General features: G+C 72.0%; 24 protein-coding genes. 8 read left to right on the top strand and 16 right to left on the bottom strand.

Annotation, left to right across the window (positions count from 1 at the left end; translation table 11 throughout):
- Nucleotides 1–13: 13 nt before the first annotated feature.
- From ACFYOH_RS25945 to ACFYOH_RS25930, 4 genes are all read right to left on the bottom strand, one after another.
- Nucleotides 14–2,761 carry an alkaline phosphatase family protein gene (locus ACFYOH_RS25945; protein ID WP_388629802.1) on the bottom strand — a complete coding sequence of 916 codons (2,748 nt, stop codon included), beginning with the start codon at nucleotides 2,759–2,761 and terminating at the stop codon, nucleotides 14–16.
- Between the two features lie 6 nt (nucleotides 2,762–2,767).
- On the bottom strand, nucleotides 2,768–4,132 hold the full coding sequence (locus ACFYOH_RS25940; RefSeq protein ID WP_388629800.1) for an ABC transporter permease: 1,365 nt from the start codon (nucleotides 4,130–4,132) through the stop codon (nucleotides 2,768–2,770).
- A complete protein-coding gene (locus tag ACFYOH_RS25935; protein ID WP_388629797.1) occupies nucleotides 4,129–5,154 on the bottom strand; it encodes an ABC transporter ATP-binding protein in 1,026 nt (341 codons plus the stop codon). Before ACFYOH_RS25935 ends, ACFYOH_RS25940 begins: the two co-directional genes overlap by 4 nt.
- Before the next feature lie 167 nt (nucleotides 5,155–5,321).
- A complete protein-coding gene (locus ACFYOH_RS25930; protein ID WP_388629795.1) occupies nucleotides 5,322–6,302 on the bottom strand; it encodes an asparaginase in 981 nt (326 codons plus the stop codon).
- A 152-nt stretch (nucleotides 6,303–6,454) separates the two neighbouring features.
- On the opposite strand from ACFYOH_RS25930, the gene ACFYOH_RS25925 reads away from it, so the two are divergent.
- Together ACFYOH_RS25925 and ACFYOH_RS25920 are read left to right on the top strand one after the other, a co-directional pair.
- Entirely contained in the window at nucleotides 6,455–7,039 is a 585-nt protein-coding gene (locus ACFYOH_RS25925; RefSeq protein ID WP_388629793.1) for a hypothetical protein, read from the top strand.
- Between the two features lie 251 nt (nucleotides 7,040–7,290).
- Nucleotides 7,291–7,770 (top strand): diadenosine tetraphosphate hydrolase, encoded by a 480-nt coding sequence (locus tag ACFYOH_RS25920; RefSeq protein WP_388629790.1) that lies wholly within the window; start codon nucleotides 7,291–7,293, stop codon nucleotides 7,768–7,770.
- Nucleotides 7,771–7,827: 57 nt separating this feature from the next.
- Here the strand turns inward: ACFYOH_RS25920 and ACFYOH_RS25915 are convergent, their stop codons facing one another.
- A complete protein-coding gene (locus ACFYOH_RS25915) occupies nucleotides 7,828–9,237 on the bottom strand; it encodes a hypothetical protein (RefSeq protein WP_388629788.1) in 1,410 nt (469 codons plus the stop codon).
- Nucleotides 9,238–9,436: 199 nt separating this feature from the next.
- Between ACFYOH_RS25915 and ACFYOH_RS25910 the strand changes: the two genes are divergently transcribed.
- Nucleotides 9,437–10,345: a hypothetical protein gene (locus ACFYOH_RS25910; RefSeq protein WP_388629785.1), complete on the top strand. Its 909-nt coding sequence runs from the start codon at nucleotides 9,437–9,439 to the stop codon at nucleotides 10,343–10,345.
- Between the two features lie 49 nt (nucleotides 10,346–10,394).
- On the opposite strand, the gene ACFYOH_RS25905 is transcribed toward ACFYOH_RS25910, so the two are convergent.
- Nucleotides 10,395–10,958, bottom strand: coding sequence for a hypothetical protein (locus tag ACFYOH_RS25905; RefSeq protein ID WP_388629782.1), 564 nt, complete (start codon nucleotides 10,956–10,958; stop codon nucleotides 10,395–10,397).
- A 107-nt stretch (nucleotides 10,959–11,065) separates the two neighbouring features.
- Between ACFYOH_RS25905 and ACFYOH_RS25900 the strand changes: the two genes are divergently transcribed.
- Both ACFYOH_RS25900 and ACFYOH_RS25895 read left to right on the top strand, forming a co-directional pair.
- Nucleotides 11,066–11,719, top strand: a complete 654-nt coding sequence (locus ACFYOH_RS25900; RefSeq protein WP_388629779.1) for a M15 family metallopeptidase — start codon at nucleotides 11,066–11,068, stop codon at nucleotides 11,717–11,719.
- 47 nt (nucleotides 11,720–11,766) lie between these two features.
- Complete coding sequence (locus tag ACFYOH_RS25895) at nucleotides 11,767–12,804, top strand: alpha/beta hydrolase (RefSeq protein WP_388629777.1); 1,038 nt, start codon at nucleotides 11,767–11,769, stop codon at nucleotides 12,802–12,804.
- Here ACFYOH_RS25895 and ACFYOH_RS25890 read toward each other — a convergent pair.
- The 8 genes from ACFYOH_RS25890 to ACFYOH_RS25855 all read right to left on the bottom strand — a co-directional run bounded on the left by ACFYOH_RS25890 (nucleotide 12,788) and on the right by ACFYOH_RS25855 (nucleotide 20,689).
- Complete coding sequence (locus ACFYOH_RS25890) at nucleotides 12,788–13,240, bottom strand: hypothetical protein (RefSeq protein WP_388629774.1); 453 nt, start codon at nucleotides 13,238–13,240, stop codon at nucleotides 12,788–12,790. The genes ACFYOH_RS25895 and ACFYOH_RS25890 overlap by 17 nt on opposite strands.
- A gap of 74 nt (nucleotides 13,241–13,314) precedes the next feature.
- Entirely contained in the window at nucleotides 13,315–15,489 is a 2,175-nt protein-coding gene (locus ACFYOH_RS25885) for an FUSC family protein (RefSeq protein ID WP_388629772.1), read from the bottom strand.
- Nucleotides 15,490–15,562: 73 nt separating this feature from the next.
- A complete protein-coding gene (locus ACFYOH_RS25880; protein ID WP_388629769.1) occupies nucleotides 15,563–16,420 on the bottom strand; it encodes a biotin-dependent carboxyltransferase family protein in 858 nt (285 codons plus the stop codon).
- Entirely contained in the window at nucleotides 16,417–17,064 is a 648-nt protein-coding gene (locus tag ACFYOH_RS25875) for an allophanate hydrolase subunit 1 (RefSeq protein WP_388629767.1), read from the bottom strand. The genes ACFYOH_RS25880 and ACFYOH_RS25875 overlap by 4 nt, the downstream gene beginning before the upstream one ends.
- Nucleotides 17,061–17,813, bottom strand: coding sequence for a LamB/YcsF family protein (locus ACFYOH_RS25870; protein WP_388629764.1), 753 nt, complete (start codon nucleotides 17,811–17,813; stop codon nucleotides 17,061–17,063). The genes ACFYOH_RS25875 and ACFYOH_RS25870 overlap by 4 nt, the downstream gene beginning before the upstream one ends.
- Nucleotides 17,814–18,019: 206 nt before the next feature.
- The gene (locus tag ACFYOH_RS25865) at nucleotides 18,020–18,568 is read right to left on the bottom strand and encodes an HD domain-containing protein (RefSeq protein ID WP_388629762.1); all 549 of its coding nucleotides are present in this window, start codon (nucleotides 18,566–18,568) and stop codon (nucleotides 18,020–18,022) included.
- 110 nt (nucleotides 18,569–18,678) lie between these two features.
- A complete protein-coding gene (locus ACFYOH_RS25860) occupies nucleotides 18,679–19,017 on the bottom strand; it encodes a GNAT family N-acetyltransferase (protein ID WP_388629760.1) in 339 nt (112 codons plus the stop codon).
- A gap of 691 nt (nucleotides 19,018–19,708) precedes the next feature.
- Nucleotides 19,709–20,689 carry a pirin family protein gene (locus ACFYOH_RS25855; RefSeq protein WP_388629758.1) on the bottom strand — a complete coding sequence of 327 codons (981 nt, stop codon included), beginning with the start codon at nucleotides 20,687–20,689 and terminating at the stop codon, nucleotides 19,709–19,711.
- A gap of 343 nt (nucleotides 20,690–21,032) precedes the next feature.
- Between ACFYOH_RS25855 and ACFYOH_RS25850 the strand changes: the two genes are divergently transcribed.
- Both ACFYOH_RS25850 and ACFYOH_RS25845 read left to right on the top strand, forming a co-directional pair.
- Entirely contained in the window at nucleotides 21,033–21,512 is a 480-nt protein-coding gene (locus ACFYOH_RS25850) for an MFS transporter (RefSeq protein WP_388629755.1), read from the top strand.
- A complete protein-coding gene (locus ACFYOH_RS25845) occupies nucleotides 21,512–22,381 on the top strand; it encodes a LysR family transcriptional regulator (protein ID WP_388629752.1) in 870 nt (289 codons plus the stop codon). Before ACFYOH_RS25850 ends, ACFYOH_RS25845 begins: the two co-directional genes overlap by 1 nt.
- Here the strand turns inward: ACFYOH_RS25845 and ACFYOH_RS25840 are convergent.
- Nucleotides 22,374–23,369, bottom strand: coding sequence for an NADPH:quinone reductase (locus ACFYOH_RS25840; protein ID WP_388629749.1), 996 nt, complete (start codon nucleotides 23,367–23,369; stop codon nucleotides 22,374–22,376). The genes ACFYOH_RS25845 and ACFYOH_RS25840 overlap by 8 nt on opposite strands.
- Nucleotides 23,370–23,513: 144 nt before the next feature.
- Nucleotides 23,514–24,704, bottom strand: a complete 1,191-nt coding sequence (locus ACFYOH_RS25835) for an acyl-CoA dehydrogenase family protein (RefSeq protein WP_388629746.1) — start codon at nucleotides 24,702–24,704, stop codon at nucleotides 23,514–23,516.
- Between the two features lie 342 nt (nucleotides 24,705–25,046).
- Between ACFYOH_RS25835 and ACFYOH_RS25830 the strand changes: the two genes are divergently transcribed.
- Nucleotides 25,047–25,433 (top strand): DUF2267 domain-containing protein, encoded by a 387-nt coding sequence (locus ACFYOH_RS25830; RefSeq protein ID WP_388629744.1) that lies wholly within the window; start codon nucleotides 25,047–25,049, stop codon nucleotides 25,431–25,433.
- Nucleotides 25,434–25,466: the final 33 nt, after the last annotated feature.

The raw sequence follows: 25,466 nt of genomic DNA, 5'->3' as shown, positions 1-25,466 counted from the left end.
GGGTCAGCCTGTATCAGCCGTCGGACTCCGACGACGGGATGTAGGCACCCGGCACGTCGTTCGGTGCGTAGATCTTCTTCTCACCGGGATACGGCGTACTCCAGTTGTGCGTCTGGTACCACGTGAAGTGGTTCATCTGGGCCGGGTTGGCGAAGTCGGCCGTCGCGTGGGAGCCGGTCAGGTGCTGCTTCGACTTCCAGCTGTTCCACTCGGCGGCGAGCTGCTGCATGTCCGCCGGGACCTTGGCCGCCGGGACGGCCGCCGCCTTCGGGTCCTGCGCCGCCGGGGTGTCGACGCCGCAGGAAGGCGGGGTCTTCAGGCCGTCGGTCAGCGAGGTCCGGTTGGGCAGCGCCTTGAACGGCGTGTAGTCCGGGCGCTGGGTGAACGCCCCGCGCATCGGGCTGGCCGCACTGTCCTTCTGGTTCATCGGGTGGATCCCGAGGATCTGCTCGATGGTGCGGACCATCGTGATCTGCGAGTAGTAGTGGTTGTCGACGGTGCCGTGCTGGGCCCAGGGGCTGATGATCTGGATCGGGGCACGGTGGCCGTCGACGTGGTCGAGACCGGCCTGGGAGTCGTCCTCGACGACGAAGATCGCCGAGTCCTTCCAGTACTTGCTGTGGGAGATCTCGTCGACCATCTTGCCGACCGCGAGGTCGTTGTCCGCCACCGCGGCCGCCGGGCTCGCCGGACCACCGGTGTGGTCGTTGGAGAGCCAGAACATGTTCAGGTTGGCCGGACCGTTCTTCTCGAAGTCCTGCTTCCAGATCTGGTACTTGTAGACGTCCGGGACGTCGAGGTCGAACATCGGGAAGCCGGGCACCGAGACGGAGTTGAGCGAGGGGATCGCCGAACCGGTCTGGATGGGGTACGCGGTGGGCCGGCCGGTCGCGTCCATGTTCTTGGCGTCGCAGTACAGGTTCTGCCAGGTCGCGCCGGACGGCTTGTTCTCGATCGACTGGAACTCGCCGAAGTCCCGCACGGTCTTCCCGGCCGCCTGCGCACCGGTCCAGATGAAGCCGGACTTCTGGTGGCCGAGCGCGTCGTTCTCGGTGTCGTAGCTGCGCTGGTACTCGCCGGCCGAGGACTCGGTGTACTCCGGGTCGTCCGCCTGCATCAGCCAGTTGTGGCCTTCGGCGGAGTTCGTACCGACGTCGTACGTGTTGTCGTACAGGCCGAACTGCTTGGCCAGCGCGTGCTGGTTCGGCGTCACGTTCTCGCCGAACTGCGTCACCGACGGGTCGCCGTTGCCCTGCGGCATGTCGCCGAAGACCTGGTCGTAGGTCCGGTTCTCCTTGACGATCATGAAGACGTGCTTGATCGTCGAGGGGTCGCCGAGCCGCTGCGGGACCGGCACCGGACGCGCCTTGCTCCCGCCCCTGGCCATCGAGACCGAGCCGGGGGTCCAGCCGTTCTGCCGGAAGACCTTGGCCGTCTCGGACCTGATGACGCTGTCGTCCGGCAGAGTGAACCGCTGCACGCTGGACGTCGTGTCGTGGGTGCCGTGCCCGGCGGGGTTGTTCGGGCGACGGGCGTCGATACCACGGGTGTTGGAGACCAGCACCTGGTTGCCGACGGTCGTGATCTCCGCGGGGAAGTAGTCCGTCGGGAGCAGACCGACGTAACTCACCGGCTCCAGCGGGCTCTTGTACCGGTAGACGGCGACCGCGTTGGCGCGGCCGAGGGTCACCAGCAGCCGGCCGTCGTCGGTGAGCGTCACCGCGTTGGGCTCGTAGCCCACCGACGCCTCCGGCCACGGCTGGGTGTCGATGGTCTGGACGACCTTGTTCTTGTCGGTGTCGATGACCGACACGTTGTTGCTGGCCGTGTTGGTGACGAACAGCGCCTTGCCCTTGGCGTACAGGGCGGTCGGGTGCAGACCGACGTCGATGCTCGACGGGTCCGCGGCCGGGTTCGCCAGGTCGATGACGCTGACGGTGCCGGTGGTGGTGGCTCCGGTCCTCGGGTTGGCCGGCACCTGGGTGCCGTACGAGTTCATGGTGGTGTCGCCGGCCCTGGCCGGACGGCCGCCCTCGTTGCCGACGTAGAGCTTGTTGCCGACCTGGACCATGTCACGCGGGGCGTTGCCCACGTTCCAGCTCTGCTTGATGGCGCCGGTCGCCGCGTCGATGGCGACCACCCGGTTCTGGCCGTTGACCGCGGAGTACACGGTGGAGCCGTCGGCGGAGAACACCGCCTGGCCGACCAGGGCGTGCTTGGATCCGTCCGCCGGGATCTTGATGCCGGTCGGGTTGTCGACGGTGCCGTCCGGGTTGACCGTGAACTTGGTGTAGCCGTCGGTCTGGCCCAGCCACAGCTGCTTGCCGTCGGGCGAGTACGTGGGGCCTTCCTGACCCACGGAGTTGCTGCCGAGACGCGGGGTCGACGTGGCGGCGGTGCCGACGACCTGCTGCACCTTCCAGTTCTTCACGTCGACGATGGCCAGCGCGCTGCCACCGTCGGTGACCGCGGCCGCTATGTGGGTGCCGTCCGGGCTGGGCGAGGACGACATGATCTTGCCGTTGTTGATGACGAGGCGGTCGCCGTACGGGGCGAGGTACTGGTCGCTGGAGACGACCTGGCCTCGATCGGTCGTCTGGCCGACCTGGTCGGTGCCGAACTGGTGGGTCTGGGCGTAACCGACGCCTGCGGTGACGGCGAGGACGACCGCTGTGGCGCCTGCCGTGAGGGCGCTCCGGCGCCCGATTCGTCTACCGCGAAACTCCGTCTCCACAGGCCTGCGATGGCGTGTTACCTGCATGGAGAGTCATCCTTTCGAGGTGCTGAGAAGTTCGACGTTGCCGTCGAACTGCCAAAGGGGGTTCGGTGCGTCGCCGGTCGGGGTCCGCACCAGGAAGTAGCCGTTCACTTCCTTCGGTCCGTCGCCGTCGGCGACGAACCGCCCGTCTGAGGTGGCGTCGAGTTGGTAGACGGCCGTCCCGGTGGCCTCGACGCCAGGCAGATGCCAGGACACGACACAGCGCCAGTCGTTGCCGGGTCCCTCTGCGGCGACCCTGACGCTGCCCTTGTCACACGTCGCCGCGGCCTTCAGCTGCGCTTCGGTGACGTGCGGGCGGTTGAGCTGCTCGGTCTGCATGCGATAGAGGTGGGCGAACTCCGTGGCGAGGGAGCGCTGCACCTTGTCCTGCGAGATCCCGGAGCCCGTGGCCCAGGTCGCCGAGGCGACGAGGGCGACGGTCGCGCCGGCCAGTGCGACGAGCGGCAGGAGACCGACGGTGACCGCGCGGCGCCCCGAGCCGTCGGCGGTGGGATTCGTGAAGTCGCGCCGCAGGAACAGCAGATACGCCAACGTTGTCGCCAGCAGGGCCCACACCAGGCTGACCCCGATGCCGATCAGGAGCGGGCCGAGCTGTGCCGGGCTGGTGAACAGCCCGTTCCAGGAGATGAAGGCGTAGCCGGGCAGGGCGAGGCGTACGGCGACCGGGAGCGGCAGCATCTGCGCGACCTGCATCGCGAGCGCGACGACCGCGGGCAGCAGCAGCCCCATCGGGGACCGCCCCAGCGCGACGGACCCGAGGAGTCCGATCGCGGCGAGGGCCAGGGTCGGGGCGAGTACGCACACCCAGGCGAGGGCGACCTTGCCCGCGGCGTCCGACGGCGTCAACTGGTGGCCGTCGAGACCGACCAGCGGCCGGTTGCCGACGGTCACCAGACCGCCGGCCGCGCTGGAGCAGGCCAGCCCGGCCACCAGCAACAGGATGACGGTGAGGCTGGCCAGCGCCTTGGCCGCGAAGATCCGCCGGGGCGAGCGGACCGCCACGAGCAGGTGGCGCCAGGTGCCGAGCCGGTCCTCGGATGCGAACACGTCACCGGCGACCACCGAGGTCAGCAGCGGCAGCGCCCAGGTGCCCGCGAAACCGAGCATCACCAGCGGTCCGGCCCAGCCCGTGGCGAGCATCCAGCGGCCGAAGAGGGTGTCGGAGGGGAGTGTGCTCTGCTGGCTCACCGCCGCGACGAAGAGCGCCGGGGCGATCCAGCAGGCGAGCACCAACAGGCGGATCCGCCATTGCGAGACGAGCTTGACCAGTTCGAAGCGGTAGCCGCGGGCCACCGAGACACGGCCGGCACCGGTGGACCGGTCGGGGGCGGGAGCGGTCACGGTGGCGGTCATCGGCCGGCCTCCTGCTGCTGGGCGTGGGTGTCCTGCGGCTGGGCGCCGGCTTCCTGTCGCTGTTCGGCGTCGGGCCCCGTCCCTTCCCTGGCGGCCTCCTGATGCTCGGTCAGGGCCAGGAAGGCGGCCTCCAGCGGGGACACCACGGGGGCGAGCTCCCGCAAGGCGGTGCCCGAGCGGACGAGCCGCACCACGAGTTCGTCGAGGGCCGGCACCAGGGCGCGTACGACGAGCACCTCGTCGCTGCCGGGGCGTCCGTCGTCGACGAGGTGGATCCCGGGCGTGTCGGCAGCGAGCCGGCGGGCGGTCCGCGGATCGGAGGCGATCAGCCGGTAGTCGAGTTCACGGTTCTCGGCGGCCAGCTTGCGCACCGGGCCGGAGAACGCGACGCGTCCGGTGGCGAGGATGGTGACCTCGGAGCACAGTGCCTCCAGGTCGTCCATGCGGTGGCTCGACAGCACGACGCTGGTTCCCTCCGCCGCGAGCCCGGCGAGGACGCCGTGGACGTGCTTCTTTCCGGCCGGGTCGAGGCCGTTGGACGGCTCGTCGAGCACGAGCAGCCGGGGCTTGGTGAGCAAGGCGGCGGCGAGCCCGAGCCGTTGCCGCATGCCCAGGGAGAAGCCCCGGATCCGGTCGTCGGCGACGTCGGTGAGTCCGACTTGGGCAATGACGTCGTCGATGCCGGCCGTGCGGGGGTCCTGTCCGCGCAGAGCCGCGAGCGCGGCGAGGTTCTGCCTGGCGGTGAGCGACGGATAGAGGCCAGGGCCGTCCACGAACCCGGCGACACCGTCGGGAGCGGCGAACGTCCTGCCCACCGGCGTACCGAGGATCTCCAGACGGCCGCTGTCGGCCACGGCCAGCCCGAGCAGGAGCCCGAGGAGCGTCGTCTTGCCGGCGCCGTTCGGGCCGACCAGCCCGTGGATCTGTCCCCGCGCCACATCGAGGTCGATGCCGTCGAGTGCGACGACATCACCGAAGCACTTGGTGATCCCGCGAGCCCGGATCGCGAGCAATGAGTCCATGAGCCCCTTCTTTCGAAAGCCTCATGGACCCTAGGGAGAGCACACCGTCCGCACAGGAATCGCCAGTCGAACGCTCAAGGAACGGAAGACAACAGCCGTCCGCAGCCGCGAGGCCGCACCAGCGCCCCTGCTGTCCAGCGCGGCTGACATGCCCTCAGTGACACGTGTCAGAACACGGCTCGCACCTCCCCCACCTCCCGACCCCGACCCAGCACCGGCGTACGACCGACGCGGTCCACGACGGGTGCCGTGACGCCCATCAGGCGCAGCGCGCGGGCCAGGACGGGCCCGAGGGCTCGCACTCCACCGTCCTCGATCTTGAGGGCCAGGGCGCGGCCGTCGGGCAGGGCGAGGGCCTGTACGGCTTCCGCGCCCACCTTCGACAGGACGCCCGGTATCTCCTTCATGAGCCAGGTGTCGTGGCGATGGGTGCCGGCGACGTACTCGGGGTGGGCGCGCATGGCGTCGGCGACCCGCCGCTCGGGGGTGCCGGGTGCGGCGAGGACGAAGGAGCGGAAGGCGCGGGCGAGGCCGGTCAGGCCGATCGCCATCAGCGGCGCCCCGCAGCCGTCCACACCGACGGCGGCCACCGGTTCACCGGCCGCCTCCTCCACGACCGTACGGATGACGCGTTGCAGCGGATGGTCCGGGTCGAGGTAGGACTCCAGCGGCCAGTCGCGCAGCGCGGCGGCGGCCAGCATCGCCGTGTGTTTGCCGGAGCAGTTCATGGCCACGCGGTCGCGCCGGCCGCCGGCCGCCAGATAGGCCTCCTGTTCCTGCTGGTCCAGCGGGAGGGCGGGCGGGCACTGAAGGTGCTCCGGGGTCAGCCCGTGCTCGTCGAGCATCGCTCGCACCAGGTCGCGGTGGAACGGCTCGCCGGAGTGGCTCGCGGTAGCCAGGGCCAGCCGTTCTCCCTGGAGGCCGAGGCCGGCCCGCAGCACGCCCGCCGCCTGCATCGGCTTGTTGGCGGAACGCGGGAAGACGGGGGACGTCACATCGCCGATCGCCCACTCCACCGAGCCGTCCGCGGCGAGGAGCACCACGCTGCCCCGGTGCCGCCCTTCGACGAATCCGGAGCGTACGACCTCGGCGAGGACCGGGGTACTCGGCGCGCCGGCGGTGGGGGTGGTCATGGCGGACTGGGACATCGGCGGTCACCTTCCGAGTGGGAATCGGTCCGGCCCGCCCGGCCGTCCCCGGGATCGCCGGACACGTCGGCCGGATGAGCGGGTCGCTCCGCACCGTACCGGCGCCCGAGTTGTGCGCCACAGGCAGGCCTCACCGGCGCACCGTGCTCGCCGTGGCAGCCGGAGCCACGGCAACCGCCGTCTCCCCCGCCGACGCCGCGGAGGCGTCCGGGGACCAGAGCCCGGCATCCGCCGCGCGAACGCTCCGCGCGGCAGCTGACCACACGGTGGAGAAGCTGCACGCCGTCGCGCCCGGGCTGACCGGCGACCACAGTTGGCGCGCGGGCGCGATCGAGGCGGCCGAGTCGCTCATCCAGCGCTACAACCCGCGCGGCCGCTTCATCCGGGCTTGGGGAGCGCTGAACGACCCGAACAACGCGGGACAGGCAGATGATGACAAGTGCCTCTATATCGCTGTAGAGCACGCGAATACGGCGCAACGGGTCTTTCCCCGCTCGGACGGCTCAACGCCACATGTTTTCGACTTCGACCCGGACACCGGCGCCCCGATCGGCCCGAACACCGTCCATGGACAACAGTGGCTTCTCTCCACGGCGGGCCGTCTCGCCGACTTCGCGGTGGGAGCGCTGAGTCCGGATCACATACCGGTGTGGGACTACCGTGCGCCGCAAGCGCCTTACGACATCAAGGACGCGTCGGCCGGCGCGATTACCGGCAGGTCGCCCTGCGAATCCTGACCGCGCTGTCGGAGACCTGCCTGACGCGGAACTCCACCCGCGCGGAGGCGATAGTCGCCCGCTGCACCCGCAACCGGCCGGTCGAGGACGGAATCGAGGTCTCTCTCCCCTACGCCGACTACTACCTGCTCGAAGGCATCCTGCGCGTGCCGCGGCCGCAGGACGTCGACCGGGCCGTCGAGCTGTCGGCACTCTGAAGCAATTGTGCAGGTCACACCCCTGCTTGTCCGGGCAGGCCATAGGTTGGGAACATGAGTGACGACTGGCGCACGGACCGGATCGGGGCTGCTCTGCGGGGTGAGAACCCGACGGTGCTACGACGGCTTCGGGCCGGGTTCGCGGTGATCGGCGACGTGCAGTTCCTGCCGGGCTACTCGGTCCTGCTGGTGGACGACCCGGGTGTGCAGCGGCTGTCGGACCTGCTCCGGGGCAAACGGCTGGCGTTCCTGTCCGACATGGACCGGCTCGGAGAGGCGGTGGAACGGGCCTGCCGACGGCTGGATCCCGGCTTCCGCCGGGTGAACCTGGAGATCCTCGGCAACACCGACCCGTTCCTGCACGCCCACGTCTGGCCCCGGTTCGAGTGGGAGTCGCCCGAGGTGGTGGGCAAGCCCGTATGGCTGTATCCGCCGGACCGGTGGCGGGACGCTCGGTTCGGGCTCGGTCCGCAGCACGACGCGCTGCGGGATGCGATCGGGAGTGAGCTGGACTTGCTGGCGTCCATGTCCTGAGCGTGTGCGCGCCGATGCCGAGCGGGAGGTGCTCGGCATCGGCGCACGGTTCGCGGCTCAGTTCAGTGTGAGCGTCGCGGAGTCGTTCCGGCTGTCAGGGTCGAATGCCGGCCGGTGGGAGTTGGCGGGATCCGGGCCCCAGACCAGCTGGACGCCGCCCTTGGCATGCGTGGTCACCTCGTCGACCCGGAGGGTCAGGCTGAAGTCGGTGACCTGTCCCTTGGGCAGGACGATGCCCGGCGGGCGGCAGACGTACGGGCCGTGGGCCTGTGCCGTCGGGTTGTGGTCCTGCCAGGGAGCACAGTTGGCCGAGTGGCCGACGGCGGTGGTACCGGGCGGGAACGTCACCCAGACGGTGGGCACTCCCTCACCGCCGCTGCGGTCGTACAGCGTGGCCGGACCGCCCGCGGACAGGTGGAAGGCGAGGGTCGCGTTCTTGCCCTGCCCGGCCTGCGCGCTCGCGCCGGAGACTCCGAAGTCGGCCGTGTTGTGCGCCTGGAGGGAGGTGATCCGGTAGTCGGTGACGTCACCCGTCTGCGGCAGGGAGACGGACCCGGCCGGGACCGAGGACTTTCGGCCCGCCTTGATCACCTTCAGCTTGAGCGTGGACCCCTTGCCCCAGGTCCACCTGATGCCCTGCCCGTCCGGCCATCCCGGCTGGCCCAGCGGCACGGTCATCGTGTCGAGGTACGTGTACAACGCGGCCGAGTTCACCCGCAGGCGCACCGGAGCGGCCAGGGCGGCCGTCTCTCCGAGGTTGATCGCGCCCTTGGGGTAGCACTCCGCGAAGTGGATCGTGCCGTTGTACCCGTACTTGCAGTTGGCGTAGTGGTCGGCGAAGTCGAGGCCCGGTGAGGCGGCCAGGACCGCCTGGACGCCCTTGGCGGGACGGTTGCCCACATTGGTGAACCGGACCGGTTCGCTGACGGTGCTGCCGACCTTCAGGCCGGTGTGGTCGGTGAGCTTGTCGAGGCCGAAGGAGGGGCCTCCCACCTCGACTCTGCCGGTGCCGCCCACGATCTGTGCGTGCGCGGAGTGGCCGCTGACCTTGTACGTGCCCACGGCACCGAGCGCGGCACCCTTCAGCGGGGTCAGCGTCAGGCTCGTCTCGGCACCCATGTGGGTGGTGGGAGAGGAATCGGACTGGAACATCTCCGAGCACGTGGCGACCAGGCCCTTGGCCGTGCAGTTGTCCGAGAACGTCACCTTGGCGATCTTCGACAGGCCCCGGGCGTCCACGGTCAGCGTGGCATCGTACGCCTGCAGGTTCTTGGCCTTGGTCTGGAAATCGAAGGACACGTCAGCGGTGGCGGGCGCGGCCGGCAGCGCCACCGGTTCCGGCGCGTCGAGGGTGATCACCGGCTGTCCGGTGGCGGCGCCGGCCGGGGCGGCGCCCAGCAGTGCCGCGGTCAGGCCCGCGGCGGACATGAAGACCGCGGCCGTACCGGTGAGGGATCTTCGTCTCATCAACATCCTCTGGTCAGAAGGAGATTCACACACGTTGTTCCGAACGGTCGGATGGACCTTAGCCCCTGCGCGCTTCCCGCCCGTCACCGGGCTGTGTTACGCCCCTGTGACACCGAACTGACAGTTCCAAGATCAGGCCCTGCCAAGCTCGGCTTCACCGCACGACCTGACCAGTCCATGTTCCTGGGGGAATCGACTCATGACCTCACGCACCCGCACCATGGCGGCCGCCATCGCCGTGGCCGCAGCCGTCACCGGCACCGCGCTGCTCGGCGTTTCCGGCGCCGCGTCGGCCGCGACCACCGCCTCGCACGGCACCCTGACCGTCAGCAACGGCACCAACTACGTGCTGATCGGCGGCCACAAGGTGAACTTCGGGGTGCCCGTCCGGGACCTCGCCTGGTCTCCGGACGGCAAGAAGGCCGCCTTCGTGGACGGCTCCGGCAACCTGGACATCGCCAACCCGGACGGCAGCGGGCGCGTGGTCGTCGCGAGGAATCCCGGCAACCAGAACTGGTCCCACCCGACCTGGCAGGTGACCGCGAAGGACACCCAGAACGGCATCCCCGCCAAGGACAACCTCATCTTCGCGGCGCGCGCCGACGGTGTGTCCCGGCTGAAGTACATCTCCGCCAAGGCCGTCCACGGCACGCCCAAGACGCTGTCCCTGAACGGCGAGGCGGGTCCGGGCGGTGCGTTGCCGCAGACCGGCAACCTCTGGCCGAACGCGGCCGGCCACTACGGCAGTTCGGTCTACGCCAACGACCACACCGGTGCCGTCTACATCCGTGACGACTACCTGCGCCAGCAGGGCGGCAAGCTCACCCAGGGCTCCCAGCCGGCGCTGTCCCCGAACGAGGAGGAGGTCGTCTTCGTGCGCTCGGTCGCCGGCCACGACCACGTGCTCGTGGAGGACTTCATGCACGGCAACCACATCAAGGACCTCACCCCGCACGCCACGACCGACTACACCGAGCCGGCCTGGTCCCCCGACGGCAAGACCCTCGCGGTGCGCACCCCGTCCGGCACGGTGACCCTGCCGGCCGACGGCTCGGGCCGTCCGGCCAAGGTCACCTCGACGGTCGGGCTGGCGGCGTACCGCCCCTGACGTCGTACGAGTGAACGGGCCGGGCGCGTCCGGGGTCGCGGAGTGTGGGTCACTTCGCGGTCCGGGCGAGCTCGGCCCGCAGTTCGTCCAGGTGCGCGTCGGCGGTGTCGTGCGGCAGGAACTCGACGACGTCCAGGAACCGGAAGAGCACCCGGCTCCCGGTGACGGCGTACTCGTACTCGCCGAAGCCCACCACCGCACCCATCGTGCCCCGGACGGCGCCCCGCACCACATGCGAGGTCATGTCGTCCGGTTCCGTCGCCGACATGCCGCGCCGGGCGTTGGGCCGGGCCAGATAGGGGCACACCATCGAGGCGTACAGCATGCAGGCACGGTGGCCCGGTCCTTCGAGGGTCGGCGCGAGATTGCGGTAGGGCCGTCCGGCGGCCAGCGCCTCCCCGATCGCAGCGCTCTCCGCGGCCCCCACCACACGCCACACGGGCCCCTGCGGCATGGCCTGGTTGCACACCGAGCACAGACGACTCCGCGCGCATGCGGCGCTGCGTTCGTAGTCGGTCAGCGCGAACTGCGGCTCCTCCCCTTCCCAGGGGGTGATCGCCGGGACCGGATACCCACGGGCGTCACGGGGCCGTGCCTCGACCGACGCCGGCATGGGGACACTCTCGAATCGCACAGGCCATGACTACCAGGACCCATGGCTTTTGGCCAAGGCGGCACAGGTAGCCACCCGTTGCGGAGACGATCGGCGAGGATCGGCGCATGAACAAGATCGTGCTGATGTCGGATCCGAGGGTCGCGGCCGTCCCCGTGACCGACTGCGGAGAACCGCTCGTCGACGTCCGGCTGCGGGATGCCCTCGCCGTGGACGCGCGCAGGGCCGAACCGTCAGGGGCGTTCGCACAGCTGCGAGAAGGCGTCCTGATCCGCCTTCTCAGGGCCCGGCAACTCCTCCCGGACGGGCTGCGTCTGCTGTTCGTCGAGGGTTACCGGCCGCCCGCGCTGCAGCGCGAGTACTTCGAGCGGTACGCCGGCACGCTGCGGGCCGCTCATCCTGACTGGTCGCCGGCGCGGGTGCGCGAGGCCGCGAGCCGATATGTGTCGCCGCCGGAGATCGCGCCGCACAGCGCCGGCGCCGCGGTGGACCTCACGCTCGTCGACGCCGAGGGCCGGGAACTCGACATGGGGACACCGGTGAACGCCAGTCCGGAGGAGAGCGACGGCGCTTGTTACACGGACGCCGCCACGATCGGCCCCGAGGCGCGGGCCAACCGGCGGGTGCTCGGCGCGGCCCTGAGTGCCGTCGGCCTGGTCAACTACCCCACAGAATGGTGGCATTGGTCCTACGGCGACCGTTACTGGGCTCTCGCCACCGAAGCCGGCAGTGCGCTGTACGGGCCACGGGAACTCGGATGAGCCCTGATCCGGCCCGCCCCGATGACCCGTGCCCGGCGGGTGAACGAGTGGACCGCACGCACCTCGCCGACGACCTGCCCTCCGAGCCCGGCCTTGTCCCGGCGGCTTGGGACGCGCCCCCGCTCGACCCCGAACTGGCGGTCGCACTCGCGGGTTTGGGGCGTGATGTGAGGGAGCCGGTCACCCGGGAGAACCTCGTGGCCCTGCAGAAGCGGGATGCCGCGGCGCGCCCCAGGCCGACCCTCGAGGACCTCCGGGCCGGTGGCCGCTTCGAGGTGGCGGAGCTGCGGGTGCCGGGGCCGCCGGGCGGACCGGACGTCACCCTCGTCAGCGCACGGCCCGCCGGGATCACCGGGCCGCTGCCCCTGCTGTACTACATGCACGGCGGCGGAATGGTCACGGGCAATGCGTGGTCCGTGCTGCCGCGGCTCCTTCGCGAGTGGGCCGCCACCCTGGAACTGGCGGTCGTCTCCGTCGAGTACCGGCTGGCACCCGCGGCACGGTATCCCGCGGCGGTGGAGGACTGTTATGCGGGGCTGGTCTGGACGACCGCGCGCGCGGCGCAGCTGGGCATCGACGCCGGCCGTGTCGTCGTCGGGGGAAAGAGCGCCGGCGGCGGACTCGCCGCGGTACTCGCCCTGCTCGCCCGTGACCGGCGCGGGCCCGGCACGATCGGACAACTGCTCCTCTGCCCGATGCTCGACGACCGCGGCAACACCTGCTCCAGCCGTCAGATGGCCGGCATCGACACCTGGGACCGGATCTCCAACGCGACCGCCTGGCAGGCGGTGCTGGGCGACCGGTACGGCGCCGCGGACCTGCCGCCGTACGCGGCGCCCGCCCGCGCGACCGATCTGTCCGCACTGCCCCCGGCCTATGTCGAGGTCGGGTCGGCGGAGACCCTGCGGGACGAGGCCGTGGCCTACGCGCAGGCGCTCTGGCGGGCCGGAGGCCAGGCGGAACTGCACGTCTGGCCCGGCGCCTGCCACGGCTTCGACACCTTTGCACCACGGGCGGCACTCAGCCAGGACGCCCGCGAGGCCCGTACCCGCTGGCTGCGGCGCATCCTCAGGCAGCCGTGCTGACCCCGTAGGTGACCAGGCCGTAGGCGAGGTGCGGGAGCGCGTCCGAGGTCCAGTCGGCGGGCGACCAGGTGCGCGGGTCGCTGATGTCCAGGCCGGCTATGGGCGCGTCGGCCGGCGTCATCGCCAGGGCTCCGGTCAGCACGGCGCCCAGCCAGGCGTGCGGCCGTAGCCCGGCGCGGTGGAGCAGTGACACGAGGGCGCCCGTGCCGACTCCCACGGCGCTGCCCGACAGCGCCCCCAGACCGGAGAGCCGGTTGTCCCGTCCCTCCCCGTCGGGGACCGGGTGTCCCGCCCGGGTGGTGATCTTCTCCACCACGGCCTCGGGGGTGCTGCTCGAAGGCCGGCCGCGCACCGCCATGTCCAGGCAGCTCACGGCGTTCAACGCGGTGGTGCCGGCGGCCCCGGCGGCACAGCCACGGGCGATGGTTCGGAACATGTCGCTCCGGGTCCCCCGCCGTGACGTGGGCCAAACGGCGCCGCCCTCGGCCGCGGCCGGACCCGGCGGCACCTTCACGGCGTGGGCGGCCCCTGCCCTGGCTCCGGGCCGCCGCGTGTGATCCGGGTCAGGTCGGTCACCAGCGAGTCCAGCCACGACACGGTCGCGTAGTACCGGCGGGGTGCGCCGGGCGGCTCGGCGACGGGTCCGACAACCCCCGGATCGACCAGCGGAATCGGCCCGGTCGGAGTGTCCGCTCCGGGGTCCAGGGCCGCCGAGATCAGCAGCATCCGCCCGGCCACCCGGTCCCCCAGCCCGCTGAGGGCCTCGGCCGCCACGGGGCCGAGGCCGGTGACCGGCGGCGCCAACAGCCGTTCGGAGCCCCACAGGGTGTGGTGTCCGGCCATCAGCGCGGCCTGCCAGTCCACGGTGCGCGGAGCGGGCCTGCGCGGCGCGCCGCCGAACGGTGTCGGCTCGCTCTGGAACTGCGCGAACGCGGACTCGGCGAGGATGACCGCGCGCTGCAACGACCGGTGTCCGAACACCCCGGACGGCGCGGCCACCGCGCCGCCGCCCGCCACCGAGGCGCCGGTCGCCACCACGATCTCGGCCGCCCTGCGCAGGAGTTCCGCCGACGCGTAGCGCAGTTCGTCATGGGCACCGCGCGGCCAGGCCAGCAGTCCGAGGACGGCGCCGACGGCGCTGCCGACCAGCACGTCCAGCATCCTGACCTCCGCCAGCCGCCAGGTCGGCGGGGCCAGCTGGGCGAAGACCAGGGCCACGAGCACGGTGAACAGGCCCTGTGCCCAGCCGACGCCCTTGACCGGCCCCACCGTGAAGGCGAACAGCATCCACACCGGCAGTACGACGGCGTAGACGGCGGTGTCGGTGCCGGCCAGGCTCAGTGCCCCGGCGGTGACGAGAGCTCCGGCCAGGGTGCCCGCGAGCGCCAGGCGGATGGTGTGCCAGGTCTCGTCCATGGTGGTCCGGGTCAGGGTGAGCGTCGCCAGCATCGCCCAGAATCCATGGGGCAGCGTGTCCACCCCGGCCACGAGCCGGGCCGCGGTCAACGCCAGGGCGATACGGACCGCGTTCTGGAAGAACACCGAGCGGCGACCTGCGTGGCCGCGGAGCCGGTGCCACCACAGGATCGGCGCCCGCGTGCCGGCGTACCAGAAGCGGCCTCGCGAGATCTGCACCGCGGCATGCCTTCCGCGTACGGCGAGATCGGCCGCGGTGGCCATGGCGAGCGCGGCGTCGGCGATCTCCAGCACTGCGGCGTGCCGGCGCAGTACGGCGGGCGGGAAGTCCGGCGCGCGAGCGGTTCCGGGGGCCGGGCCCGCGGACACGGCCGACAGGTGCGCGCGTGCCCTGACCAGGTCCCCGTAGGGGGCCACCGGCGACGGCCCGGTCCCCAGGCAGTCCACGGTCGCCGTGGCCAGCCGGGCGACGGCCCGCAGTACGGCGGTCACCTCGGGGCCCGGCTGCCCGCCGGGCGGGACGGGCAGTTGTGCCAGGCGGCTGAGGAGGGTGCGGGTGGCGAGGCCGGTGTGGGCGAGGGCGCGATCGCGCAGGCCTGGCCCGGCCGGGCGTTCCGCCTCCGGCACGGTCAGGGACCGCAGGCTCCGACTGGCCTCCCCGGCCGCCCGGACGTCGGGACCGGTCAGGGCGTACGGCGGTGCGGCGAGGAGGGCCGCGCCGTGTCCGGCGGTCCGTACGGCGTGGGCGGCCCGTTCCCGGTACGTCGGCGGGCTGGGCTCGGGGAACATCAGGGCTTCGGCGACGATGAAGAGGACCAGTCCGGTGCTGGTCCCGATCAGGCGCTCGCCGAGCGTGCCGGGGGCGTACGGGGGGAACGACGGGAGGATGTAGAGGAGTTGCAGGCCCGGCGCCGCCCCTGCCGGCCGAGGACCGCCCACGGCGGCGAAGGCCAGCCCGAAGCCGACCGCCAGCATGCCGACGACGGCGCACCAGGTCCGTATGGACAGATATGTGCCGACGACGACCAGCAGCCAGCACACCGGAAGCAGGCGGAGCACGGTCGCGGCCCGCTGCCGGCCGGTGCCCGGGATCTTGGCGAGTCCGCCCAGGGCCACGGCGGCGAACAGGGCGTAGGTGGCCGCCACAGGACGGTCGAGGCCGTAGCGGAAGAGGTAGAAACCGGCCGCGGCGACCAGCGTCACGCGTACCGCCCGGCGGCCCGAGTCGGCGTAGTCCGCCGGGCTCCGGCGGGCTGGGACACCACCCACCCCTACAGAATCACCCACCTCCGAAGGCCCGGCACCCCGCCGGTCGGCGCGGCGGAGAGCCGCCACGGGCGGGTCATCCCAGGGTGAAGCGGATCGGCGTACCGGCGGCGGCCTGCGCGGCAGCCGCGAGGGCGGCCTCGGCGGCGACGCCGATCACCGGATAGCCGCCCGTGGTCGGGTGATCGTGCAGGAAGACCACCGGGCGCCCGTCCGGGGGCACCTGCACGGCGCCGAGGACCATGCCCTCACTCGGCAGCTCGCCGGTCGACACGCGCTCCAGCGTCGGCCCTTCGGTGCGCAGGCCGATCCGGTTGCTGTGCTGCGACACGCGGTACGTCGAAGATGTGAGGGTGCGCAGTGCGCCGGGGGTGAACCAGTCGGCGCGGGGGCCGAGCCGCAGCGGCAGGGTCAGTGCGGTCGGCGGCGCCGGCCAGGGAGCGCTGTCGGGAGACACCGGCTGCCGGGCTGGAGCGCCCAGCGGGAGGACGTCCCCGTCGCGCACCGGCGCCGGGCCGAGCCCGGAGAGCAGGTCCGTCGAACGGCTGCCGAGGACCGGCTCGACGGCGATGCCGCCGGCGACGGCGATGTACGAGCGCACGCCCGCCGTCACCGCGCCCGCGTTCAGTAGGGCGCCCACGGGCAGCCGTACGGGCACGCCCCAGGGCGCCGGCCTGCCGTCCACGGTCACCGGGCAGGGCGCGCCGCCGACCACGACGGTCACGCCGCGGTCGGGGCGCAGGGCGCAGCCGGTCAGGGTGGTCTCCAGGACGGCGGCACCGGGGGCGTTGCCGAGCAGCAGATTGGCCAGTCTCAGGGCGGGGGCGTCGAGGGCGCCGGAGCGCGGCACCCCCAGGTGGGCATGGCCACGACGGCCGCCGTCCTGGACCGTGGTGAGGGCGCCGGAGCGCACGACGGTGAGCTTGGCAGTCATGGCGTGCCTTCCTCCGCCACGAACCGGACGCGCGTTCCCGGCGTGAGCAGGGCCGGTTCCGCCCGGCCGAGGTCCCACAGCGGGGTCGGGTCCGGCATGGTCCCGATCAGCTGCCAGCCGCCGGGGGTGGCGCGCGGGTACACCGCGCTGTAGGGGCCGGCGAGCGCGACCGCACCGGCCGGGACCCGGGTGCGGGGTGTGTCACGGCGCGGCACGTGCAGTTCCGCCGGCAGACCGGTGAGGTAGCCGAAGCCGGGGGCGAAGCCGCAGAAGGCGACGCGAAAGGCGCAGGAGGAGTGCCGGGCGGCGACCTCGTGCACGGCGACGCCCCACAGGGCGGCCACCTGGGCCAGGTCGGGTCCGTCGTAGCGTACGGGGATCTCCACGACTCCCCGGTCGTCGGCGGCCCGGGTCGGCACGTCCCAGTGGGAGAGGTGGCGCGCCAGCTCCTCCGGGTCGGTGACGCCGTCCAGGAGCACGGTCCGCGCGCCCGGCACGATTTCCGCGACGGGCGGCAGGGTGCCCGCCGCGCGCCGCCGCAGGAGTTCGGCGTGGAAGGCTCCGGTGTGCTCGGCGTCCGGCAGCTCGACGAGCACCGCGTGCCGCCCGGCGAGGCGCACCTGCAGAGACCGGCTGTCCGTCACGCGAACGCCCCGACCTCGATCCCGGCCGCCTCCAGAGCCGTGCGCACCCGCGCCGCGATCCGGGCGGCGCCCGGGGTGTCGCCGTGGACGCACAGGGAGCGGGCGGTCACCACGACCGTCGTACCGTCCACGGCCTCGACCGCGCCGTCCATGGCGAACGCCAGCGCGCGCCGGACCACCGTCTCCTCGTCGGTCACCAGGGCGTTCGTCTCGCGCCGCGACACGAGCGTGCCGGCAGGGGTGTAAGCGCGGTCCGCGAAGGCCTCCGGTACGGCGGTGAGGCCCGCCTGCTCGGCCGCGGCCAGCAGTTCGGAGCCCGGCAGGCCGAGCACCGACAGGGCGCCGCCCGCGAGTTTCACCCCCTCGACGACGGCCGCGGCCTGCTCGGCGTCGTGCACGGTGCGGTTGTAGAGCGCGCCGTGCGGCTTGACGTAGGCCACCTCGGCCCCGGCGGCCTGGGCGAAGACCCGCAGTGCCCCGATCTGGTAGGCCGTCTCGGCCGCCAGCTCGTCGGCCGGTACGTCCATGGCCCGGCGGCCGAAGCCGGCCAGATCGCGGTAGGACACCTGCGCGCCGATCCGGACACCGCGTTCGGCGGCGAGGTCACAGACGCGGCGCATCACCGCGGGGTCGCCCGCGTGGAAGCTGCAGGCGACGTTGGCGCTGGTCACGACGGAGAGCAGGGCGTCGTCGTCGGTGAGGGTCCAGCGGCCGAAGCCTTCACCGAGGTCTGCGTTGAGGTCGATCACGTCCCGAAACGTAATCGATTGTTGAACAATCCCACAAGGGAGTCGGCACGGCACCCCTGCGGAGCGGGCCGACCCGCAGATCGGCCATCTGCCGGGTCTCAGCCTCAGCAGAGCCGCCGCGCTGCGTTCCATCGCTGTCACGCCGCAACCTTCGCGGCACTGGCCCTCGACGCGGGATCCGCTGCCGCCCCGGCGGGCGTGTCCTGCTAACGGCGGGCGGCGACTCGTTCCACGACCGTTCGCCACGACGCGAGCGGAGCCACCGCCAGGCCCACGACCTTGCCCGCGTCGTCGGCACGGCGCAGTGCGATCGCGGCCGGGAATTCAGGGTCCGCCGCGAAGGCCGCCGCCTCCGCCGGGACCATGGGACCGCCCTGGCAGCCGAGTGTGCGGGCGCTCTCCGGCGACAGCGCCAACTGCGGGTCGGCAGCCGCGAGGTAACGTTTGGCCGGGATGTGCGCGGCGACCAGGCGGGCGACCCGCGGCCCCAGCAGACCCTCGACCGCGGCCGCGGCATGCCTGCCGTGGCCCGCTTCGTCGGCGGGCACGAGGTAGTGGCCGATGTCGTGGACGAGCCCGGCCACCTGCAGTTCCTCGTCGTCCGGGTGGCTCACGGCGAGCAGGGCGGCGACCTGGAGGCCGTGGTCCAGGATGTCCACCGGGTCGCCCGACCGGTCCGGAGTGTCCCAGACGTCCGCACAGTCGGCCAGCAGGGCCATCAGCTCGTCCACGGACGGCAGGGGGGCGTACGTCATGCGCCCAAGCTGCCGCGCCGAGGCGTACGGCAGGTGTCGGCAGGGTGTACGGCCGAAATGGCGCGCTGTCGAGAGGCCGGCCGCCGAGATCGACAGCCGGCCGGGGTGGGTCAGCCCAGTTCGGTGTCCAGCCAGTGCAGGACATCGGGGGTCACGGGGTCGGTGATGTCGGCGAACTCCTCGTGCGTGTTCAGGAACTTGGCCACGTACGGGCAGACGGGCACGATCCGCTTGCCGACCCCGCGCACGTCGGTGAGCGCCTCCTGGACCAGCCGGGAGGCCAGGCCCTGTCCGGCGAACGCCTCGTCGACCTCGGTGTGGAAGAAGACGCGCTGTTCACCGCGGTCACGGTAGGCGGTCAGTCCGGCGCGCTTGCCGTCGACCAGGATTTCGTACCGGTGCTTGGCCTCATTGTGCTCGACGGTCGGAGCGGCGGCGGGCTGGCTCATGAGATGCCTTTCCTCGAACCTCATCATCGTTACCGCAGGTCAGCAGCGTGTGGCGCGACTGTCGGCCGGCAGACCGTCAGCATGGGTCTCCGGGGTTGATCGTCTGGGCCAGGATACGCCCGCCATCTGGGGCGGCGCCTCGCCCTGGCAACGGATCTTCGACCTGGGCGCCGACACCACGAGGTACCTCTCCACCATCCCGTCCAACAACGGCGGAGTGCTGCGCACCGCCGTCACCACCGGCGGAGGCGGCGCGGAGGCCCGGGTGAGCGGTTACCCCGCGCTGCCCGCGAACCAGTATCGACAGCGCGGCCAGTCGGGACTTGGCCGCTTTGCTGCCGTTGCCACTCCGGGCACGCCGACGTCCGGTCAGGCTCGGGGAGTTGTCGAAGGGGGCTCGCCCTCACGGAGCGCGAGGAGTCAGGCGCCGCGTCGAGCGGTGTCCATGCGGGTGGCCGCGAGTGCCGCGACGAGCGTCACGGCGGCGGCCAGGGCGAGACTGACGCGCAGTCCGTGCTCAAGGCCTGCGGGAAGGTCACCGGGGCCAGCGGACAGTTGTGCCGCAGGTCTGCCCATTCGTCCGGCGGCACGAGCGCCTCACCAACGACAGGTGAAGTCGACTGATCGACTTAAATCGATGGGCCGGACGGACGGCCGTAAACGCTCCGGCCCGTCAGTTCCGCCCGGCAGGTCAACTGGGGTTCCGTCGCGGCTTCAACGGGACCCTGGGAAGCTCGGGCGCCGGCAGCGGGGCACCGTCGTACCCCTGCACCGAACCGAACCGGTCCCCCGACATCCACTCATCGCGGGCCTCTACGATCTCTTCATGTGACCGGCAGATGAAGTTCCACCACATGATGATCTCCTCCCCGAAGGGGGTTCCGCCGAGCAGCACCGTCCGCGCGATGTCGTCCGACTCGTTCGTCAGCGTCAACACGGCGGCGCCCGGCGGGACATAGCCCAGCTCCGAAGGTCCGACCAGGGTGTCCGCCAGGCGCACCTGCCCCTGGTCGACCAGGAGGCCGTGTTCGAAGGCGGGGTCCACGGCGAGTGTGAGGGTCGCGCGGGGCTGGAGGACGATCTCGGCGCCGAGCAGGGGCGTGAAGGTCGGCACCGGGGAGATCCGGCCGGCGAGGGAGCCCAGGAAGACCCTGATCTCGGCCTCACCGGTCAGCAGCGGCTCGGGTGCGTAGTGCTGGAAGTCCCGTTCGGTGTGGCGGTGTTCCTCCGGCAGCGCCACCCACAGCTGCACGCCGTGCAGGATCGTGGTCCGCGGGGTGGAGACCTCCGAGTGGCTGATGCCGTACCCGCCCGTCATCAGGTTCAGCTCGCCGGGCCGTACGAGCGCGTGGTTGCCCATGCTGTCCCGGTGCTCGATCTCCCCGGTGAACAGCCAGCTCACCGTCTGCAGCCCGGTGTGGGGGTGCGGGGCGACGTCCATGCCGCCCGTCACCGAGACGTCGTCGGGGCCGTAGTGGTCGGCGAAGCACCACGCGCCGATCAGGGTCCGGGCGCGCTGGGGCAGTGTGCGGCGTACGGTCATCGCCCGGGGACCGCCGAGGGGCACATCGCGCGGGGTCAGTACGTCGACCCCTGCCGCCTCGGTCGACCGCTCGGCGTCCACCGCGCCACCGCACCGCAGTTCCATGGGTTTCGTCTCGACGTTGCTCACCGTGGACCGCCTCCTGGAAGGGTAGTTCTATATTCAACTATCATGCCATGACCCCGGGCGGTCGACACCAGATCTCCATGCATGCCGGCCGCCGGCTCGACCGGACGCTCGCCATGCTGACCAAGTTACGCATTCTGTTCGAAATCGGCTGATACATCCTCGGCGTACGATGCCGGTCATCTCCATCAGAGATGACCGGCATCGCGGATCATCGCGACCAAGAGGGAAGCAGAGGGAGCGGCCCAGCGCTGGTGCTGGTGAGAGCAGCGACGAAGCTGCTCGGTCGTCGCCAGGCATCCCGCCGAGCCGGCCTCACCGGCTCCCGCCCCCGAAGAAGGTCGACGTGCCCCAGCCCCTCGAACTCCGGATCTCGCGTCAGGGTGCGGCCGGCGCCGAGCCCGCACACGGTGTGCCTGGCCTGCTGATCGCGCTGCTGGCCGTCGCCGCCGGCATGACGGTCGCCAACCTGTACTACGCCCAGCCCCTGCTCTCCTCGCTGCGCGAGGTCTTCCACACCAGCACGGCGGCGGCCGGCTGGCTGATCACGCTCACCCAGGTCGGTTATGTGATCGGCATGCTGTTCCTGGTCCCGCTCGGCGACCGGCTGGAGAAGCGGAGCCTGATCACGGCCCTGCTGACGGTCACCACGGCCGCCCTGGTCGCGGCCGGGCTGGCCCCGAACTTCCCCGTTCTGCTGATCGCGTCCCTGGTCAGCGGCGCCACCTCGGTCGTCGCCCAGATCCTGGTCCCGTTCGCCGCGAGTCTCGCACCCGACCACGCCCGCGGCCCGTCGTACGGGCACTGCCTCACCGGGAGCGGATGATGGACCTGCGGCAGATGGAAGCCGTCGTCGCGGTGGCGGACGCGGGCGGGTTCACGGCCGCGGCGAGGCGGCTGCACGTGGTGCAGTCCGCCGTCTCCGGCACGGTCCGCGCCCTCGAACGCGAGCTGGGCACCCCGCTGTTCACCCGGAACACCCACCGGGTGGCGCTCACCCCGGCCGGGGAGGCCTTCGTACCCGCGGCACGAGCGGCCCTGCGCGCCGCCGAGCTGGCGCGCGAGGCGGTCGACGCGGCCAAGGGCGAACTGCGCGGGCGGGTGACCGTCGGCATCATGCAGGGCGTCTGGGCGGGACTGCACCACGCACTGGCCGCGCTGCGGTCGGAGCACCCAGGGGTGGTGGTCCGGTTGCGGCAGGAGGCGGTGACCGACATCCGGCAGGCCCTGCGCGAGGGCACGGTGGACCCGGCGGTGGTGGCGCTGGACCGCCAGCAGCAGCGGGGGCTCGTGACCCGGTTGCTGTCCCGCGAGGAGATGGTCCTGGTCGTCTCACCGCGAAGGGACCCCGCCGCGAGCGCCCCGGAGGGCACCGTCGAACCGGACACGGTGGCGCAGCTGCCCCTGGTGGACTTCACCCCGGGCCGGGCGATCCGCCATGCCGTCGATCGCGCCTTCCGGGCCGCCGGCGTCGACCGCACCACGACCTTCGAGGTGAACGACATCGTCGCCGCGTCCGAACTGGTCCGCAACGACCTGGGCGTCTGCATCATGCCCGAGTCCATCGCCGACCGCTTCCCCGACCTGACGACGTATCGGTTCACCCGCCATGCGCCGAGCTGGAAGGTGATGGTGGTACGGCCGCACGGTGAGCCGCCCGCGGCGGTCGCGGCGCTGCTGCGGCACATCACCTGACGCCGGAGCCGAGGTCAGTACGCAGGACGGCCCGCCGTCCGTGCAGCTCACCCTGCTCCATCCGGGCGTGCACATCGGCGGCCGCGGCGAGGGGGAAGACCTCGATGCTGCGCGGGCGCAGCGCACCGCGGCCGAGGAGGTCGTTGATGTACGCGGCGGCTTCCGCGAGTTCGTCGGATGTCGCGTGGGAGATCACGAACCCCACGATGGAACGGTCGTTCATGTACAGCGCCCCGGCGGGCAGCACGGGGCGGGTCCGGGCGCCCGCCAGCAGTACCACGCGGCCCCTGCGGGCGAGGAGGTCGACCGTGGTCTCCAGGTCGTTGACGCCGGCCGTGTCCAGGTACAGGTCGAGCCCCGACGGCGCCGCGCGGCGGATCTTCTCGGTCAGTTCCGGATCCCGGTAGTCGAACACCTCGGCCGCGCCCAGCTCCGCGCAGTACCGCGTGTCCCGCGCGCCGGCCGTGGCGAGGACGTGGGCGCCGGCCCGCACCGCCATCGTCACCAGGGCACTGCCGACATTGCCCGCGGCGCCGCCGACCAGCACGGTCTCGCCCACGCGGAGCCGCCCGTGGACGAACAGCGCCAGATAGGCGGTCGCCGCCGGATGGAACGCCGCCACCGCCGCGTACGGATCGACTCCGTCGGGCAGGCGGTACAGCCGGTCGGCCGCCACCACCGCCTGCTCCGCTGCCGCGCCCTGCCTTCCTTCGTGCCCGAGGCTGTTGCACCACACCCGGTCACCTGCACGGAAGCCGGTGACTCCGGCGCCCGCCCCGGCGACCGTGCCGACCAGATCACGGCCCACGACGAAGGGGAAGTCGACCTGCGTGGCGAAGAGCCCCGACCGCACGAACGTGTCCACCGGGTTGACCGCGGTGGCCAGGACGTCCACCAGTACGTCGGTGGGGCCGGGCCGGGGCGCGGCGATCTCGCCGTACCGGATGACGTCGGCGGGACCCAGTTCCTCGATGTACGCAGCACGCATGGCACCACCTCGATGTACGCAGCACGCATGGCACCACATGGTCCCACCGCCCCGCTGCAAACCCCGGGTGCGCCGGGCCGTCACCAGCGCACCGCGCTGAAGTCGATGCGCCGGGGCCGCAGTTCGCGGGTCCAGGCGGTCGTGTCAACGCCTCGGCTCGGCGCTCTCCACGCCGAGTGCCCAGGCCCCGTAGGCCGTCCCGGTGGTCTCGAAGGAGAAGATCACATGGGAGGCGGCGGTGTTGACGTCACGCCAGAACCGCTGGACCGGGTCGGACTCGAAATGGCCCGTCGTCCCGGTGCCGCGGAAGAGCCGTTCGACGGCCGACACCGACAACTCGACCGCCAGCGCGAGGTCCCGCGGTCCGCGGACCGCCGCCTCGCCCTCCTTGGTCTCCTCGATGCCGTCGGCGACCCGCGCAGCCCGCTGGACGAGGAGCTCCGCGGCGTCCACCTCCGCGGCCGAGCGCGCCAGGTCGATCTGCACCGAAGCCTTCTCGCGCAGCGGGGCGCCCCGCCGGTCGACCCGGCGCAGGTTCTGCTCGGCCGCGGCCCGCACCGCGCCCCGCGCGGCGCCCACCACGGGCACGGCGAGCGGCAGCCCGTTCACCGCGTTCACCGGGACCGTGTGGCAGCGGGCTTCCGAGGCCGTCGCCCGCCCCGCGTTGATGTCCAGCCGCGACAGGGTCAGGTGGTCGGGCACGAACACGTCGTCCAGGACCATGGTGTCGCTGCCGGTCCCGCGCATGCCCAGGGTGAACCAGGTGTCCTTCACGGTGATGTCCGCCTGCGGCACCGCGAAGAACCGCACCTCGCCGCGCCCGTCGGGGCCCACCTTGCCGGGCACGGCGGAGCAGGCGAAGACCCAGTCGGCGAAGCGCACCCCGCTGATGTACTTCCACTCACCGCTGAGCCGCCAGCCGCCGGAGACGGGCTCCGCCTTGCCGGCCGGCATGAGCGCACCCGCCATGAGGGCGTCCGGCCCGTCGCCCCAGAGCACCGCCTGTCCTTCGACGGGCAGGTACGCGCCGTACCGGGCCGCGTAGGCGGACAGCGAGGCTGCCCAGGCGGCCGAGGCGCAGCCCTCGCCGACCAGGGCCACCGCCGAGGTCATGTCCACGAAACGGCCTTCCGTGCCGCCGAAGGCCGAGGGGACGAAGTGCCGGGCGAACCCGGCCTCCCGCACCGCCTCCACCACCTCGGGCGCAAGACACCGGGCGGCCTCCGTCTGGTCGCTGCACCCCGCCGCGATCTGCGCCACGCGCGGAGCACCGGCGACGACCGCAGCCACGCTCGGCCTCTCGGCAAGGATCGTCGCTGTGCTGTCGCTGAGCATATGTTCGCCACCTCCGTTGGGATGGCCGCAGTCTCTCCGGCCGAGCCCGCGACAGGCCGCACCCGAGCCGGGACCGGCCCGTCAATCACCCGACCGGCTTCGCTCCGCCCCACCGGTGAGCGGGAACGGCCCCTCCCCTCCGCACTGGGCTCGCTGACGCCCGGGTCAGGCTTCGCGCCCGGTGGCACCGAGCAGCCGATGGAGACCGGCGCGGCACTCCGCTGGTGGGAGTCGAGGCGTTCCTCCGGTTACTCCCGGCCGGAAACCACCCGAAAACCTACAATGACGAGACGGGAAGGGTGCGCTCGCCGTGATGGCCTGCGACAACCGTGGGAGGCCGCCGTGCAATTGGAAGAATTCCTGGCCCAGGTCCGCGACCGGGGTGAGTACCGCAGCCGCGAGGAGACCGAGCACGTCTGTGAGGCGGTCCTGTGGGTGCTCGCGACCCGGATCGCCCCGGAAGAGGCCGACGAACTGGCGGCCCGGTTGCCCGCTCCACTCGACGAGGCCCTGCATCTGGACCGCGGGCGTCCCGAGACGTTCGACTGTGACGAGTTCCTCCGGCGGGTCTCCATGCAGACCGGCGCCCGGCCCCGTACGGCCGAGTGGGACGCGGACGCCGTACTGTCCACGGTGGCCGACGCCGTGCCCGACCGACAGATCGACCACCTCCTGTCCGGCCTGCCGGGCCGCTACGCCGAGTTCTTCGGCAGGCCGAACCCGAGCTGACAGACCATCAGTGCCGCCGGGAAATGCGCCTTC

Source organism: Streptomyces sp. NPDC007856 (genome assembly GCF_042868225.1).
In the GTDB taxonomy this organism is placed as follows: domain Bacteria; phylum Actinomycetota; class Actinomycetes; order Streptomycetales; family Streptomycetaceae; genus Streptomyces.
The sequence above is the reverse complement of the archived record's forward strand: the minus strand, read 5'-3'. Positions and strand labels throughout refer to the sequence as shown.